13 protein-coding genes and 1 pseudogene are annotated in these 15,696 nt (G+C 58.9%); 9 read left to right on the plus strand and 5 right to left on the minus strand.

Going from position 1 to position 15,696, the window contains the following annotated elements; all coding sequences use genetic code 11:
* Window positions 1-148: 148 nt before the first annotated feature.
* The 3 genes from ACQUTP_RS04700 (at window position 149) to ACQUTP_RS04710 (ending at window position 4,138) form a co-directional block, all read left to right on the plus strand.
* Window positions 149-2,269 (plus strand): TonB-dependent siderophore receptor, encoded by a 2,121-nt coding sequence (locus tag ACQUTP_RS04700; RefSeq protein WP_080846928.1) that lies wholly within the window; start codon window positions 149-151, stop codon window positions 2,267-2,269.
* Between the two features lie 489 nt (window positions 2,270-2,758).
* Entirely contained in the window at window positions 2,759-3,301 is a 543-nt protein-coding gene (locus tag ACQUTP_RS04705) for a hypothetical protein (RefSeq protein WP_256574544.1), read from the plus strand.
* A 27-nt stretch (window positions 3,302-3,328) separates the two neighbouring features.
* Complete coding sequence (locus ACQUTP_RS04710) at window positions 3,329-4,138, plus strand: hypothetical protein (RefSeq protein ID WP_004203298.1); 810 nt, start codon at window positions 3,329-3,331, stop codon at window positions 4,136-4,138.
* Window positions 4,139-4,170: 32 nt separating this feature from the next.
* Here ACQUTP_RS04710 and emtA read toward each other — a convergent pair whose 3' ends face one another.
* A complete protein-coding gene (gene emtA, locus ACQUTP_RS04715; protein ID WP_004203299.1) occupies window positions 4,171-4,782 on the minus strand; it encodes a membrane-bound lytic murein transglycosylase EmtA in 612 nt (203 codons plus the stop codon).
* 175 nt (window positions 4,783-4,957) lie between these two features.
* Between emtA and ldcA the strand changes: the two genes are divergently transcribed.
* Window positions 4,958-5,872 carry a muramoyltetrapeptide carboxypeptidase gene (gene ldcA, locus ACQUTP_RS04720; protein WP_017900195.1) on the plus strand — a complete coding sequence of 305 codons (915 nt, stop codon included), beginning with the start codon at window positions 4,958-4,960 and terminating at the stop codon, window positions 5,870-5,872.
* Window positions 5,873-5,964: 92 nt separating this feature from the next.
* Window positions 5,965-7,698: a potassium/proton antiporter gene (locus ACQUTP_RS04725; RefSeq protein WP_004203303.1), complete on the plus strand. Its 1,734-nt coding sequence runs from the start codon at window positions 5,965-5,967 to the stop codon at window positions 7,696-7,698.
* A 16-nt stretch (window positions 7,699-7,714) separates the two neighbouring features.
* On the opposite strand, the gene dadX is transcribed toward ACQUTP_RS04725, so the two are convergent.
* The 3 genes and pseudogenes from dadX to ACQUTP_RS04740 form a co-directional block, all read right to left on the minus strand.
* Entirely contained in the window at window positions 7,715-8,785 is a 1,071-nt protein-coding gene (dadX, locus tag ACQUTP_RS04730) for a catabolic alanine racemase DadX (RefSeq protein WP_004203306.1), read from the minus strand.
* A gap of 9 nt (window positions 8,786-8,794) precedes the next feature.
* Window positions 8,795-10,093, minus strand: a complete 1,299-nt coding sequence (locus ACQUTP_RS04735; protein ID WP_023318600.1) for a D-amino acid dehydrogenase — start codon at window positions 10,091-10,093, stop codon at window positions 8,795-8,797.
* Window positions 10,094-10,191: 98 nt separating this feature from the next.
* A pseudogene (locus ACQUTP_RS04740) lies at window positions 10,192-10,338 on the minus strand (hypothetical protein).
* 76 nt (window positions 10,339-10,414) lie between these two features.
* Here ACQUTP_RS04740 and ACQUTP_RS04745 point away from each other — a divergent pair.
* Window positions 10,415-11,947, plus strand: coding sequence for a SpoVR family protein (locus ACQUTP_RS04745; protein WP_004203310.1), 1,533 nt, complete (start codon window positions 10,415-10,417; stop codon window positions 11,945-11,947).
* 73 nt (window positions 11,948-12,020) lie between these two features.
* On the opposite strand, the gene fadR is transcribed toward ACQUTP_RS04745, so the two are convergent.
* Window positions 12,021-12,740: a fatty acid metabolism transcriptional regulator FadR gene (gene fadR, locus ACQUTP_RS04750; protein ID WP_004203311.1), complete on the minus strand. Its 720-nt coding sequence runs from the start codon at window positions 12,738-12,740 to the stop codon at window positions 12,021-12,023.
* 248 nt (window positions 12,741-12,988) lie between these two features.
* On the opposite strand from fadR, the gene nhaB reads away from it, so the two are divergent.
* From nhaB to ACQUTP_RS04765, 3 genes are all read left to right on the plus strand, one after another.
* Window positions 12,989-14,539, plus strand: coding sequence for a sodium/proton antiporter NhaB (gene nhaB / locus ACQUTP_RS04755; protein WP_135711986.1), 1,551 nt, complete (start codon window positions 12,989-12,991; stop codon window positions 14,537-14,539).
* A gap of 128 nt (window positions 14,540-14,667) precedes the next feature.
* Window positions 14,668-15,198 (plus strand): disulfide bond formation protein DsbB, encoded by a 531-nt coding sequence (gene dsbB / locus ACQUTP_RS04760; protein ID WP_004203315.1) that lies wholly within the window; start codon window positions 14,668-14,670, stop codon window positions 15,196-15,198.
* Between the two features lie 148 nt (window positions 15,199-15,346).
* Window positions 15,347-15,691 carry a DUF1971 domain-containing protein gene (locus ACQUTP_RS04765; protein WP_002910895.1) on the plus strand — a complete coding sequence of 115 codons (345 nt, stop codon included), beginning with the start codon at window positions 15,347-15,349 and terminating at the stop codon, window positions 15,689-15,691.
* Window positions 15,692-15,696 lie beyond the last annotated feature (5 nt).

A 15,696-nucleotide genomic window follows, 5' to 3' on the forward strand; every position in this document is an offset into this window, starting at 1 on the left:
CCCCTCGCGCTGAACAGATCACCTTTTCGCTTGATCGCATAAATACAAACAATAATAATTCGCATTACTTTTTAACGAATGATGACAGATTCGTTTTTCCCGCGGCGGCGTACAGGAGTACCAAACCGCGCAGGTTCAGGATGATCTTATGAACGTGGCTATTTCTCGCAAACGCCCGGGGCTGCTGTGCGCCCTCGCGATCGCACTTCCCTTCACCGCGCAGGCCGAAGAGACGGTGGTGGTAACGGCCAGCCCGCCGGCATCCGCCAGCGCGCCGACTGAGGGCTATAGCGCCAGCACCTCGCTCGGGGCGACGAAAACCGACCAGCCGTTAATCACCACCGCCCAGTCGGTGTCGGTTGTCACCCGCCAGCAGATGGCGGATCAGGGGGCGAATACCATCAGCCAGGCGCTGGAATATACCCCGGGGGTCTACTCCAGCTTCGGCGGTGGCGCCACCCGGTTTGACGCTATCTCCCTGCGCGGCTACCACGGCGGCGACGTCGATAACCTGTTCCTCGACGGCATGCGTCTGATGAGCGACGGCGGCAGCCATAACGTGGTGCAGATCGACCCGTGGTTTATCGAACGCGTCGATGTGATCCGCGGCCCCTCCTCCGCGCTCTACGGGCAGAGCGTGCCGGGCGGCGTGGTCAACCTGACCTCCAAGCGCCCGCAGTTCAGTCAGCAGGGCCACGTCCGCCTGACTGGCGGGACGCAAAATACCAAAGGCGCGGCCTTCGATTACACCGACGCCATCAATGAGCAGTGGGCATGGCGGCTGATCGGTATGACCCGCAGCAGCGACACGCAGTATGACCATACCCGCGAAGAGCGCTACGCCATTTCACCTTCCCTGCTGTGGCAGCCGGACAGCGATACCTCGCTGCTGCTACGCGCCTATCTGCAAAAAGATCCTTCCGGTGGCTATCATGGCTCTTTGCCGCTGGACGGCACCCGCTACGCGCACAATGGCCGTAAGCTCTCCACCAGCACCAACGAGGGCGATCCGGGAGATGGCTATCAGCGCCGCCAGCAGATCTACAGCTATGAGTTTGACCACCAGTTCACCGATGTCTGGTCGGTCTATTCCGCGGGAAGCTACACCCACACCAACGTCTCCCTCGATCAGGTCTACCAGGTCGGCTGGATAGATGACAGCGACATGCTGGCTCGCGGCTACAGCGGCTCGCGCGGTTCGCTGGACGGCTGGTCAACCGATAACCGCCTGCGCGCCGATTTCAATACTGGCGATCTGGCGCATACCCTGATCCTCGGCGCTGAATACCATCGCTTTCGCAACGATCTGTGGACCGGCGCCGGCGGCGCGGCGCCCCTTAACCCGTTTACCGGCTATACCGCCCAGACCGGGCATACCGTGACCTACAGCGATGATAATAATCGCCGTTATTACCAGACCGGGCTGTATCTGCAGGATGAGATGGTCTGGGACCGCTGGCATGTGGATGTTTCCGCCCGCTATGACCGCATCGTTTCCCAGCAGGTCAGCGATACTCTGGGCACCTCAAACCGCCGTTCAGACGACCATATCAGCGGCCGCGCCTCGCTGTTGTACGCCCTGGACAACGGTCTTTCGCCCTACCTGAGCTACAGCCAGGCGATTACCCCGGCGATGCTGCCCGGCGCTGACGGCAAACCGTTGAAACCGACCACCGCCGAACAGGTCGAAGCCGGCCTGAAGTTCCAGCCGCCGGGCAGCAGCGACCTCTATAGCATCGCGATTTACGATCTGATGCAAAAGGATGTCGCCACCCGCGACCCCAACATCGCCACCGCCACCTATATTCCGGCGGGTAAGGTCCATTCCCAGGGGGTTGAGCTGGAAGCGCACCACCAGATCACCCCGCGGCTGAGCACCCTCGCCTCGTATACCTGGAATCGTCTGCGCTTCCAGGACACTAAGGACGGTACCGACAACAACACGCCGCAGCTGACCCCGGATCAGATGGCCTCCTTCTGGGCGCGCTATCAGTTTCCGGCGGGGATCTCGCTGGGCGCCGGCGTCCGCTACATTGGTAAACAGTGGGCGGATGATGCCAACACCGCGCGGCTGCCGTCGGTCACGCTGATGGACGCCATGATGCGGGCTGACCTCGGCGTCTGGTCGCCGGGGCTGAAAGGCGCTTATGTGCAGGTCAACGCCAACAATATCGGCAATCGTGAATACGTTTCCGGCTGCTACGGCACCGGCAACTGCTACTGGGGAGCAGAGCGCAGCGTCATGGCCACCGTGGGCTACGACTTTTAACTGACAGCGTAAAGATAAGCCTCCGCCCGTGACGGCGGAGGCTTTCGTTAACAGGTGACGTCACGCTTTGATGGCTAATATTAACTTAAAGATGCCAGGCCATTATTTCACTTGCCCCCCTGTGATGAGAGGACTTAATATGCTGGCGAAAACAGGTTAGGACGCTCACAAGGAATAAAAGTGAACCCTGTCATTAGCTATCTCACCAATTTACATCCGTTATCATTTATGGGTTACCATATATTATCCACCACAGTGATATATATTCTGGTAAATATAATTATTGCGAAGACCCGCCCTACTGAAAATACCACAGCCGTTCCGGCGCCCTATTCTATCTCACCCTCTTTTTTAGCCTGGCTACGTAATAGCGCCACCAGCGTCATTCAGCTGGCCATGTTCAGGCTGTTAAGAAAAAACTATGTCACTCTCATCCATTCTGCGGACAATATTCAACTCTGCGCCAATCAGCAGTACGCAGAATGCAAAATGACCTGTGTGGAAAAAATACTGTTTGACCATTTCGCTACGCCAAAATCCAGTGACCAGGATCTGCCGCTTTCTCTGCACGTCGCCGAAAAGAACCACTGGGCCACCGATCCTCACTGCCAAGGGCTGCGGCTCAGCCCGACGCACCAAACGTGGAATATGATATTGATTGCCGCGCCCTCCCTGCTATTGATCGCCGCGCTCGCCTGGAAAACGCTTTTTGATAATCAGGCGATAATTCACTCCAGCGTGTTCAGCTGGCTGACAATGGGGATGGTTTCCGGCCTGTGGTGGCTGTGGCTGTTATGCATCACCTTAAATGCCACCCGGCTGGACCGGGAAGGGATCGCCGTTAATATCTTTCATCACTATATTGATACCCTGAAGGAGACGCTTATTGCTGACTCAGATACCCTGACCGATGAAAACGCCGATTATTGCGTGGCGATCGGTAAAACCACCCTGCTTCCCGAAAGATATGGTGAATATGTAAAAATCATCAACCTTATTAAGTATCCCTTTTGTCTGCAGAGGCTGGATTAACGAGGGGATGGTATGTGGAATTTTATAATGCATCTGCATCCACTGCTGTTTCTTGGCGGTTTTATACTTATCGTCCCGGGTATCTATATTGCTATTGGTATAATGATTATCCTGTCGCGGCCAGCGGCTCAGCCCCAGCCGCACGCGATAGAGGTTAGCCCCTGGCTGCTGGCGTGGCTGACCGGAGAAGGGACCCGGGTGATTCAACTGGCAATGTTCAGCTTACTCAGTAATAAGCATCTGTGGATCCCGGAGCCCGGGCAGGTTTTGGCTAACGGACGCTATGCAAACCACGAAATGAACGTCATTGAAAGCATACTATTTGACCATTTTGCGGTGCGAAAGCCGTGTCATGAAGATCTGCCCTGCAGCCTGAGTATCGCCGGACGTAACCTCTGGCAGGAACAGATAGCAAGCGCGGGTTTAGCCTTAAGTCCGCTGCGCCGCGGATGGAATATGCTGGCCATCAGCATCCCTTCGGTCGCCCTCGGCGTTATCGTTGCCAGTAAGACCTTTATCTGGCTCGACCTCACCGCTTACAGCATCTTCAGTTGCCTGCTCATGCCCTCGGGGTGCGTTCTGTGGGGCGGATTATGGATAGAGGCCATTAGCAAAACCATTCGTCTCGATATCAACGGCATTTCGCATCATGACGCCCATGCCTGCATCAATGCGTTACGAGAAACGTTAGCGTATAAAGGCGCGCAGGAGGATGACGCGACGGCCATGCTCTGCGTGGCGGTAAACGGCGTGGAATCGCTTCCCGAGCGCTACCGGGAATATAAAGCGTTAATAGCGCCGATTAGCGTTATCACGTCGCTGCGCACAGAGGATTAGGACCCCGCCAGGCCGGCGGGGCGAAGGTAAGGTTACATGGCGTCCAGCGCTTTCTGCAGCTTCCAGATATAGCGCGGCGCCTGCGGAGCCGGGTGTTTTTTCGCCACATGCTCGAAGAACTCATCGGCGTCGAGGTCGTTAATCTCCTCGATGGCGTCCTGCCGGTTTGACGAGAAGGTGCGCAGCAGCGCGCCAGCGCCGTTGGCATAGGAGACCACCACCGCATAGCGCATCACCTGCGGGTCTTTGATCCCCGCCAGCGGACCATTCTCCAGAATGCTCAGATAGGCGGCCCCCATCGAGATATTCCGTTCCGGGTTTTTCAGCTCACTGACCGACGGCTCGCCGCGCCAGCCCATCCGCCGGTAAACATCGCGTCCGGAGGTCGACGGCTTAAGCTGCATCAGCCCGACGGCGCCGGATTTACTCACTACCGCAGGGTTACCGCCCGACTCGATGGCAATGATCGCCGTGATCAGCTGCGGATCCACGCCCCAGGCGGCGCCGGCTTTTTCACTGATCGGCATCCACTGCATCGCCCGCTTCACCGGGACCTCGGGGTTCCACGGTGGATTGGTGTAATCATGTTTCGAACTACAACCGGCCAGAAAAACGACTAAAATAAGCAACCATCTCAATTTCACACATCTATCCTTATCTACCCAAACGCCATCATGCTGCAGAACGACGGCAGCGGTACGTCCCCCGCCCGCCGACAGCCTGATGGATGACGGGTGCGGATTGAAGTTAGCCACCTGGAGATGACAATCGCCATTCCAGGCGGCATCATAACCCTTTCATTCATAGCAAGGAATTATCATGTCTCAGTTTTATCTGGTCGCGCCATCCGGTTATTGCATCAACCAGCAGGCGGCGGCCCGCGGCGTCGAGCGTCTGCAGCAGGCCGGGCACGAGGTGGCCCACCAGCAGGTCATTCCCCGTCGGCAGCAGCGTTTCGCCGGAACTGAACATGAACGGCTGGCCGATATTAACCAGCTTGCCCAGTTGCCGGGCCGCAACCGGATCGTTCTCGCGGTGCGCGGCGGCTACGGCGCCAGCCGCCTGCTGCCGCATATCGACTGGCAGGGGCTGATTGCCCGCCAGCAGCGTGACCCGTTGCTGATTTGCGGCCACAGCGATTTCACCGTCATCCAGTCGGGCCTGCTGGCCATGGGCAACGTCGTCACCTTCAGCGGGCCGATGCTCGCAGGGAACTTCGGCGCGGAGACCCTCGATCCGTTTACCGAACAGCATTTCTGGCAGGCGCTGCGCCAGCCTGAATTCACCCTCGAATGGCCGGGCGAAGGGCCGAACTGCCGGGTGGAAGGCACCCTGTGGGGCGGGAATCTGGCGATGCTGACTTCGCTTATCGGTACCCCGTGGCTGCCGGCGATCCGCGACGGCATCCTGGTGGTGGAGGATATCAATGAGCACCCGTTCCGCGTCGAACGCATGCTGCTTCAGCTGTTGCACAGCGGCGTACTGGCGGCGCAGAAGGCGGTGATCTTCGGCAGCTTCACCGGCGGCGCGCCGAACGACTATGACGTGGGATATGACCTGCCGCAGGTGTTTGATTATCTGCGCCAGCAGCTCTCTGTACCGCTGATAAGCGGACTGGAGTTTGGCCACGAGCAGCGCACGGTGACCCTGCCGCTGGGCGCGCGCGCGCGGCTGGTCAACCAGCCATCAGCCACCACCCTGACAATCAGCGGCCACCCGGTGCTGGCAGAATAAATTTCCCAGACGCATAGGCGGATTCCCTGCGAATTGTTAAAATAGTGTCACTTTTAGCCATTTTTTCACGCCAGTCAGGGAGTACGTGAACATTGGACGCCGCTGCGGTCATTAGTCTGTTTATTCTGGGTTCTGTTTTAGTAACCTGCAGTATCTTATTGAGCTCCTTTTCTTCGCGCCTTGGCATCCCGATTCTGGTCATCTTTCTGGCCATCGGGATGCTGGCAGGCATTGACGGCATCGGCGGCATCCCCTTCGACAACTACCCCTTCGCCTACATGGTGAGTAACCTGGCGCTGGCGGTGATCCTGCTGGACGGCGGGATGCGCACCCAGGCCAGCTCCTTTCGCGTCGCGCTGTGGCCAGCACTGTCGCTGGCGACGGTCGGGGTGCTGATCACCTCGGCGCTGACCGGGATGATGGCGGCCTGGCTGTTCAAACTGGATATGATCGAAGGCCTGCTGATCGGCGCCATTGTCGGCTCCACCGACGCCGCGGCGGTCTTCTCGCTGCTCGGCGGCAAGGGGCTCAACGAGCGCGTCGGCTCGACGCTGGAGATTGAGTCAGGCAGTAACGACCCGATGGCGGTCTTCCTGACCATCACCCTGATCGAAATGATCCAGCAGCACCAGACCGGCCTCAGCTGGATGTTCGCCGTGCATATCATTCAACAGTTCGGTCTCGGGATCGCCATCGGCCTCGGCGGCGGCTACCTGCTGCTGCAGATGATCAACCGCATCGTGCTGCCCGCCGGGCTCTATCCGCTGCTGGCGCTGAGCGGCGGGATCATGATTTTCGCCGTCACCACTACCCTCGACGGCAGCGGTATCCTCGCCGTCTATCTCTGCGGCTTTCTGCTGGGCAACCGGCCTATCCGCAACCGGCACGGTATCCTGCAGAACTTCGACGGTCTGGCGTGGCTGGCGCAAATCGCCATGTTCCTGGTGCTGGGCCTGCTGGTGACGCCCTCCGACCTGCTGCCGATCGCTATCCCGGCGCTGTTGCTGTCGATGTGGATGATTTTCATTGCCCGTCCGCTGTCGGTATTTGCCGGTCTGCTGCCGTTCCGCGGGTTCAACCTCCGCGAACGGGTATTTATCAGCTGGGTCGGCCTGCGCGGCGCGGTGCCGATTATTCTCGCGGTGTTCCCGATGATGGCCGGCCTGGACAACGCCCGCCTGTTCTTCAATGTCGCCTTCTTCGTGGTGCTGGTGTCGCTTCTGCTCCAGGGCACATCGCTATCGTGGGCGGCGAAAAAAGCCAAAGTGGTGGTGCCGCCCGTCAGCTGGCCCATCTCCCGCGTCGGGCTGGATATTCACCCGGAAAACCCGTGGGAGCAGTTTGTCTACCAGCTGGGCGCCGATAAATGGTGCATCGGCGCGGCGCTGCGCGACCTGCATATGCCGCCGGAGACGCGGATTGCCGCCCTGTTTCGCAACAATGCCCTGCTGCACCCCACCGGCAGCACCCGCCTGCGGGAAGGCGATATCCTGTGCGTCATTGGCCGCGAGCACGACCTGCCGGCGCTGGGCAAAATGTTCAGCCAGTCGCCGCCGGTGGCGCTCGATCAGCGTTTTTTCGGCGACTTTATACTTGATGCCGAGGCCCGCTTCGCCGATGTGGCGCAAATCTACGGCCTCGACGGCGGAGAGGAGTTCCGCGAACATCAGCAGTCGCTGGGGGAAGTGGTGCAGCAGCTGCTGGGCGCCGCGCCGGTGGTGGGCGACCAGGTGGAGTTCGCCGGGATGGTATGGACAGTCGCGGAAAAAGAGAACGATCACGTGCTGAAGGTAGGGGTACGGGTCGCGGAAGACGAGGCGGAGTGATCCGCCCCGGAACAGGTTACAGGGTCACAACCGGCACCCGCGGCGCCAGGGCGCACATCAGCTCATAGCCGACGGTGCCGCAGCTGGCCGCCACGTCGTCGATTTTAATCTCTTTGCCCCACAGTTCGACCGGCGCGCCGATCCCGGCCTGCGGACAGGGCGTTAAATCGACCGCCAACATATCCATCGACACGCGCCCGACGGTGGTGGTGCGTACGCCGTCCACCAGCACCGGCGTGCCGCTCGGCGCTACCCGTGGGTAGCCGTCGGCATAGCCGCAGGCGACGATGCCGATCCGCTGCTCCTGGGTGGTGCGATACAGGCCGCCATAGCCAATCGCTTCGCCGGGGCGCAGGTTCTGCACGGCGATGATTTCGCTGCGCAGGGTCATCACCGGCTTCAGGCCGGTGTTCGCGATATCCTGCCACTGCCCGGAGGGCGATGCGCCATACAGCACGATGCCGGGACGAACCCAGTCAAAATGCGCTTCCGGATGCCAGAGCGTCGCCGCCGAGTTGGCCAGCGAGCGTGGGCAATCCAGCCCCTCCGCCGCCTGTTCGATCCGGCGCATCGGCTCAACAATCCCCTGCGGGTTCTCCGCCTCCGCGAAGTGCGACATCAGCGTCATCTCGCCGACGTTGCTTATCGCCCGCAGCTGCTGCCAGACGGTATGCACCCGCTCCGGCATAAAGCCCAGCCGGTTCATACCGCTGTTCACCTTGAGATAGATATCCAGCGGCGCGCGCAGCTTCGCCTGCTGCAGCGCCTTAATCTGCCAGTTGCTGTGGACGCTGGTGGTTAAGCGATATTGATCCAGCACCGCCAGCTCATCGGCATGGAAGAAGCCCTCCAGCAACAGGATCGGCCCTTTCCAGCCCTGCTCGCGCAGCAGGATCGCCTCTTCCAGGTTGAGCAAGGCGAAACCATCCGCCGCGCTTAACGCACTCCATACCCGCGCCACGCCATGGCCATAAGCATTTGCTTTGACCACCGCCCACAGGCGCGACCCGGGGGCCGCGCGACGCACTATCTGTAAATTCTGCCGCAAGGCCAGCAAATCGATACTGGCCACTACCGGACGGGTCATGCAAGCTCCTTAGTTGTGTGCGCCATGCAGATGCTGCGGACGCGCCGGGGTAAACCCGGGGCTATAGCGGGCGACAGCCAGATCGTCGTAAGGGATCGCCGGCGTGCGGCCGGAGATCAGATCGCTGATAAGCTGCCCGGAGCCGCAGGCCATGGTCCAGCCAAGCGTGCCGTGGCCGGTGTTGAGCCACAGGTTTTTAAACGCCGTGCGCCCGACCACCGGCGTGCCGTCCGGCGTCATCGGCCGCAGGCCGGTCCAGAAGGTGGCCTGCTCAACGTGGCCGCCGCGCGGGAACAGATCGCGCACCACCATCTCCAGGGTTTCGCGACGCGGCTGCAGCAGCGCTTTATTAAAACCGACGATCTCGGCCATACCGCCGACGCGAATGCGCTGATCGAAACGGGTGATGGCGATTTTATAGGTCTCATCAAGGATAGTGGAAACCGGCGCGCCGTCTTCCTGGGCAATCGGGATGGTTAACGAATAGCCTTTCAGCGGGTAGACAGGAATATCCACCAGCCCCTTGAGCATCGCCGTCGAGTAAGAGCCAAAGGCCATGACATAGGCGTCGCCCTTGATAATCTCATCGCCGCATTTCACCCCGGCAATGCGATCGCCCTCCTGCAGCAGGGCGTCCACCGCGGTGTTAAAGCGGAAGGTGACCCCGGCCTGTTCCGCCATCGCCGCCAGACGGGTGGTAAACAGCTGGCAGTCGCCGGTTTCATCGTTTGGCAGACGCAGACCGCCGGTCAGTTTGTGGCTAACCTCCGCCAGCGCGGGCTCCACTTCCGCCAGCCGCTTCGCCTCCAGCAACTGATAGGGCACGCCGGCGTCCTCCAGCACCGCGATGTCGCGGGTGGCGTTTTCATACTGTTTGGCGGTACGGAACAGCTGCAGCGTCCCGCCCTGACGCCCTTCATACTGAATGCCGGTGGTGTCGCGCAGCGCCTTCAGGCAGTCGCGGCTGTACTCCGCCAGGCGCACCATCCGGCCTTTGTTCTCCATATAGTGGCGGGTGTCGCAGTTGCGCAGCATCTGCCACATCCACTTCAGCTGGAACGATGTGCCGTCAAGACCGATCGCCAGCGGCGCATGGCGCTGGAACATCCATTTGATCGCCTTCAGCGGCACTCCCGGCGCCGCCCACGGCGCCGCATAGCCGGGAGATATCTGCCCGGCGTTGGCCGCGCTGGTCTCCTCTGCCGGACCGGGCTGACGGTCGATGACCGTCACCTCATGACCCGCCTGACTCAAATACCACGCGCTGGCTACCCCAACCACCCCACTTCCCAGTATGACGACACGCATAGCAACTCCGTAACAGTTAAAGAACAATCATCTAATTACAAATTGATAACTCAGTTGAAAATATTATTCAACATACGCTTTATTTATGGTGACTTAACTCACAGCAAACCGCACCAGTCCTGAGCTGTAAGATTTACGATCTCATGCTGCGCTTTATTTTTACCCAGCATTTAATTCTGCAAATAAGCGCAAAAAACGGCTTTGAGATGGGGAAATCGCGAAGAAAAGCGATTGGCTGACAACACAGTTTGCTGTGCGGTGTTCTATGCTTGTTTAGAGGTTTTCCGTTCAGAGAAAACCAACAACAACGAGGGCGCGCTAATGGCTACGATTGACTCCATGAACAGGGACACCACCCGTTTAAGCGATGGACCCGACTGGACGTTCGAGTTACTGGAGACCTACCTGGCCGAAGTGGACCGGGTCGCTAAGCTCTATCGTCTTGACACCTACCCGCACCAGATCGAAGTCATTACTTCCGAACAGATGATGGATGCCTACTCCAGCGTCGGCATGCCCATCAACTATCCGCACTGGTCGTTCGGCAAAAAATTCATTGAGACCGAGCAGGCCTATAAGCACGGCCAGCAGGGCCTGGCGTATGAGATCGTCATCAATTCCAATCCCTGTATCGCCTATCTGATGGAAGAAAATACCATCACCATGCAGGCGCTGGTGATGGCGCACGCCTGCTACGGGCATAACTCGTTCTTCAAAAACAATTACCTGTTTCGCAGCTGGACCGACGCCAGCTCAATCATCGACTACCTGATTTTCGCCCGCAAATACATTACCGAGTGCGAAGAGCGCTATGGCGTCGACGAAGTGGAGAAACTGCTCGACTCCTGCCACGCGCTGATGAACTACGGCGTCGACCGCTATAAACGTCCGCAAAAAATCTCGCTGCAGGAGGAGAAGGCGCGGCAGAAAAGCCGGGAAGAGTATCTGCAGAGCCAGGTGAATATGCTGTGGCGTACCCTGCCGAAGCGCGAAGAGGAGAAGGCGATTGAGTCCGCCCGCCGCTACCCTTCCGAACCGCAGGAGAACCTGCTGTACTTTATGGAGAAGAACGCCCCGCTGCTGGAATCGTGGCAGCGCGAGATCCTGCGCATCGTGCGTAAAGTCAGCCAGTATTTCTACCCGCAGAAACAGACCCAGGTGATGAACGAGGGGTGGGCCACCTTCTGGCACTATACCATCCTCAACCATCTCTATGATGAAGGGAAAGTGACCGAACGCTTTATGCTGGAGTTTCTCCACAGCCACACGAACGTGGTGTTCCAGCCGCCGTACAACAGTCCGTGGTACAGCGGGATTAACCCCTACGCGCTGGGGTTCGCCATGTTCCAGGACATCAAGCGCATCTGCCAGTCGCCTACCGAAGAGGACAAGTACTGGTTCCCGGATATCGCTGGTTCCGACTGGCTGGAAACGCTGCATTTCGCCATGCGCGACTTCAAGGATGAGAGCTTTATCAGCCAGTTCCTGTCGCCGAAGATCATGCGCGATTTCCGCTTCTTTACCGTGCTCGACGACGATCACAACAATTATCTCGAGATCTCGGCGATCCACAACGAAGAGGGCTATCGCGAAATCCGCAACAAGCTCTCGGCGCAATATAACCTCAGCAATCTCGAGCCGAATATCCAGGTGTGGAACGTTGACCTGCGCGGCGACCGCTCGCTGACGTTGCGCTATGTGCCGCACAACCGCGTCCCGCTGGACAAAGGGCGGCGCGAAGTGCTGAAACATGTGCATCGTCTGTGGGGATTCGATGTGCTGCTGGAGCAGCAGAACGCTGACGGCAGCATTGAGCTGCTGGACCGCTGCCCGGCGCGGCCAAACGCGCTATAGCATTGCGGGACGTTAAAACGACGAAGGGGGCCATCGGCCCCCTTATTTTGTTTATCGATCGCGAATAGCCGGCTTAACGCACATTCATGGCTAAATCGCCGGGCAGCGATTTCTGCATCCGGTGCCAGATCTCGCCGCTGTCATGGCCATAGCGACGAACCAGCTCATACACCTGATCGTGCAGGCCGCCTTCGCACACCTTCGCCAGCTGATGATAAAAGCCCAGCGCCAGGCTGCGCGCTTCCGGGCTGGAGAAGTAGTGACGGCCGATGCGGGTATATAGCCCCTTCATGCCGTTGAGGATCAGGCCATAAATCGGGTTGCCGGAGGCGAAAGCCAGACCGCGGAAAATGTTGTAATCGAGATCGGCGAAGGCGTCGGCGTGATCTTCCACTTCCCGGGCGCTGTCCAGCACCGCCAGCGCTTTATCCGGATGCTGACGAAACGCGGTGCGAATAAAAATCGTGGAAATATTGGTGCGCACGGAGAGCAGGTTATCAATCAACTGCGGGACGCTGTCGTGATCGAGACGCGCCAGCGTTTCAAGGATATTCAGCCCGGAGGTCTCCCAGAAGTTGTTCACTTTGGTGGGTTTGCCGTGCTGAATGGTCAACCAGCCGTCACGCGCCAGACGCTGCAACACTTCGCGCAGCGTGGTGCGGGTGACACCGATCAGCTCAGAAAGCTCGCGTTCAGCGGGGAGAATCGATCCAGGTGGGAAGCGGTTATTCCAGATGCTCTCAATGATATACTCTTCCGCGAAACCCGCAGGGCTCTGCGCCTTAATGACCATAATAATATTTCCATTACACATTGTTGCAATTGCACTCATCATACCAGAGCCGCTATAGCGCAGATAGCATCGCAAGTGAATTAAAAAGGGATCGCCGTTTCATTTTCCGTTTTTACTTTACGCTTTTCCTTATCTCCCGTAACCGCCGCCGCGCTGCGAAGAAAGTTGCTTCTCATTTTGCTCAACTGGTACTCTTGCCAATAGTTACGCACAAAATCATGCACTAATTGACGGGGAAGGATTCTGTCGTGGAAATTTCTTATGGCCGCGCGCTGTGGCGCAATTTTCTTGGCCAGTCGCCTGACTGGTACAAGCTGGCATTAATCATTTTCTTAATCATCAATCCGCTGGTGTTCGCCGTGGCGCCATTTGTCGCCGGCTGGCTGCTGGTGGTTGAGTTTATCTTTACCCTCGCCATGGCGCTGAAGTGCTATCCGCTGCTGCCGGGTGGCCTGCTGGCTATCGAGGCGCTGCTGATCGGTATGACCAGCCCAGCGCACGTGCGGGAAGAGATCGCCAGCAACCTGGAAGTGCTGCTTCTGCTGATGTTTATGGTGGCGGGCATCTACTTTATGAAGCAGCTGCTGCTGTTTGTCTTTACGCGCCTGCTGTTAGGGATCCGCAGCAAGATGCTGCTGTCGCTGGCCTTCTGCCTGGCCGCTGCCTTCCTCTCCGCCTTTCTCGATGCGCTGACGGTGGTGGCGGTGGTGATAAGCGTCGCCGTCGGGTTCTACGGCATCTATCACCGCGTCGCCTCGGCGCGCCCGGACGATAGCGACCTGCTCGACGACAGCCATATCGAGCAACACTACCGCGAGGTGCTGGAGCAGTTCCGCGGCTTTCTACGCAGCCTGATGATGCACGCCGGCGTCGGGACCGCGCTCGGCGGCGTCATGACCATGGTCGGCGAACCGCAAAACCTGATTATCGCCAAAGCGGCGGGCTGGCATTTTGGCGAGTTCTTTCTCCGCATGGCGCCCGTCACCCTGCCGGTGATGGTCTGCGGTCTGTTAACCTGTCTGCTGGTGGAAAAGTATCGCCTGTTTGGCTACGGCGAACCGCTGCCGCCGACGGTGCGCAAGGTGCTGCAGGAGTTTGACGATCGCAGCCGCGCCCAGCGCAGTCGTCAGGAGCGGCTACGGCTGATTGCCCAGGCGCTCATTGGCGTTTGGCTGATCGTCGCCCTCGCTTTTCACCTGGCTGAGGTCGGCCTGATTGGCCTGTCGGTGATCATCCTCGCCACCACCTTTACCGGGGTGACCGATGAGCACGCGATTGGCAAAGCGTTCACCGAGGCGTTGCCCTTCACCGCGCTGCTCACGGTGTTCTTTGCCGTAGTGGCGGTGATCATCGACCAGCAGCTGTTCACGCCGGTCATCGAGTTTGTTCTGCAGGCCTCTCCGCACGCGCAGCTGTCGCTGTTTTATCTGTTTAACGGCCTGCTGTCGTCCATCTCGGATAACGTTTTTGTCGGCACGGTCTACATCAACGAAGCGAAAACCGCCCTCGAGCATGGCGCCATCAGCCTGAAGCAGTTTGAGATGCTGGCGGTGGCAATCAACACCGGCACCAACCTGCCGTCAGTGGCCACCCCGAACGGCCAGGCGGCATTCCTGTTCCTGCTGACTTCCGCGCTGGCGCCGCTTATCCGACTCTCCTATGGCCGCATGGTGTGGATGGCCCTGCCCTACACCCTCGTACTGACGCTGGTCGGCCTGCTGTGCGTCGAGTTCACCCTGATGCCGGTCACCGAATGGTTGCTGGCTCGCGGCTGGCTGGTTACCCCCACCCTGCCGTGATCCACGCGTCGCCCGGGTTCGCCCGGGCGATTCAATAACCAGTTACGTAATATTTTCCGCCGGGCCGCTGGCGTCGGTACGGTTTTCGTTTACACTGCCATGATTTAGCATCTTCCAGGGAAATGATTATGTTGCAATATTTAAACCAGTGCTCGCGGGGACGCGGCGCCTGGCTGCTGATGGCCTTGACCGCGTTCATTCTCGAACTCGTCGCGCTGTGGTTCCAGCACGTGATGCTGCTGCAGCCGTGCGTGATGTGCATTTATGAACGCTGCGCCCTGTTTGGCATCATGGGCGCGGGGCTGGTGGGCGCTATCGCCCCTAAAACGCCGCTGCGCTATGTCGCCATGCTGATTTGGCTGTACAGCGCGGTACGTGGGCTACAGCTGGCGTGGGAACATACGATGATTCAGCTGCACCCATCGCCGTTCCAGACCTGCGATTTCGCCGCCCGTTTCCCGAGCTGGCTGCCGCTGGATAAATGGTTGCCGCAGGTGTTTGTCGCGTCCGGCGACTGTTCGGTACGCCAGTGGCAGTTCCTGTCGCTGGAGATGCCGCAATGGCTGGTGGGAATTTTCGCGGCTTATCTGGTGGTCGCTATCCTGGTGATCGTTGCTCAGCCTTTTAAAGCCAAAAAGCGCGATCTGTTTGGCCGCTAAGCCGCAGCGAGTACCGCACACTGAAACGCCCTACGGGGCGTTTTTTTGTGCCTGCCGTTCATCACTGAATCGTTTCCTGTCCGTGGTTGACCACAGACACCAAAAGGTGCATATTAAATGCATCTTTTATAACCCCACAGGAGCTCACATGTCATCTTTACTGATCCCCGCAGACTGGAAAGTTAAACGCTCCACCCCGTTCTTTACCAAAGAGAACGTCCCCGCCGCCCTGCTGAGTCACCACAACACCGCGGCCGGTGTCTTCGGTCAGTTGTGCGTCATGGAAGGTACGGTCACCTATTACGGTTTTGCCAATGAACAGGCGACGGAGCCGGAGAAAAAAGTCGTGATTCATGCCGGGCAGTTTGCCACCAGTCCGCCGCAGTACTGGCACCGCGTCGAACTCAGCGACGATGCCCGCTTCAATATTCACTTCTGGGTGGCGGAAGAAACCGACGGTGAAAACGGGCTGTTTCACGCGAAGAAAGCGTGACGGCG

The organism is Klebsiella sp. 2-CIP_Kleb. (genome assembly GCF_050378715.1).
Taxonomy (GTDB): domain Bacteria; phylum Pseudomonadota; class Gammaproteobacteria; order Enterobacterales; family Enterobacteriaceae; genus Klebsiella; species Klebsiella quasipneumoniae.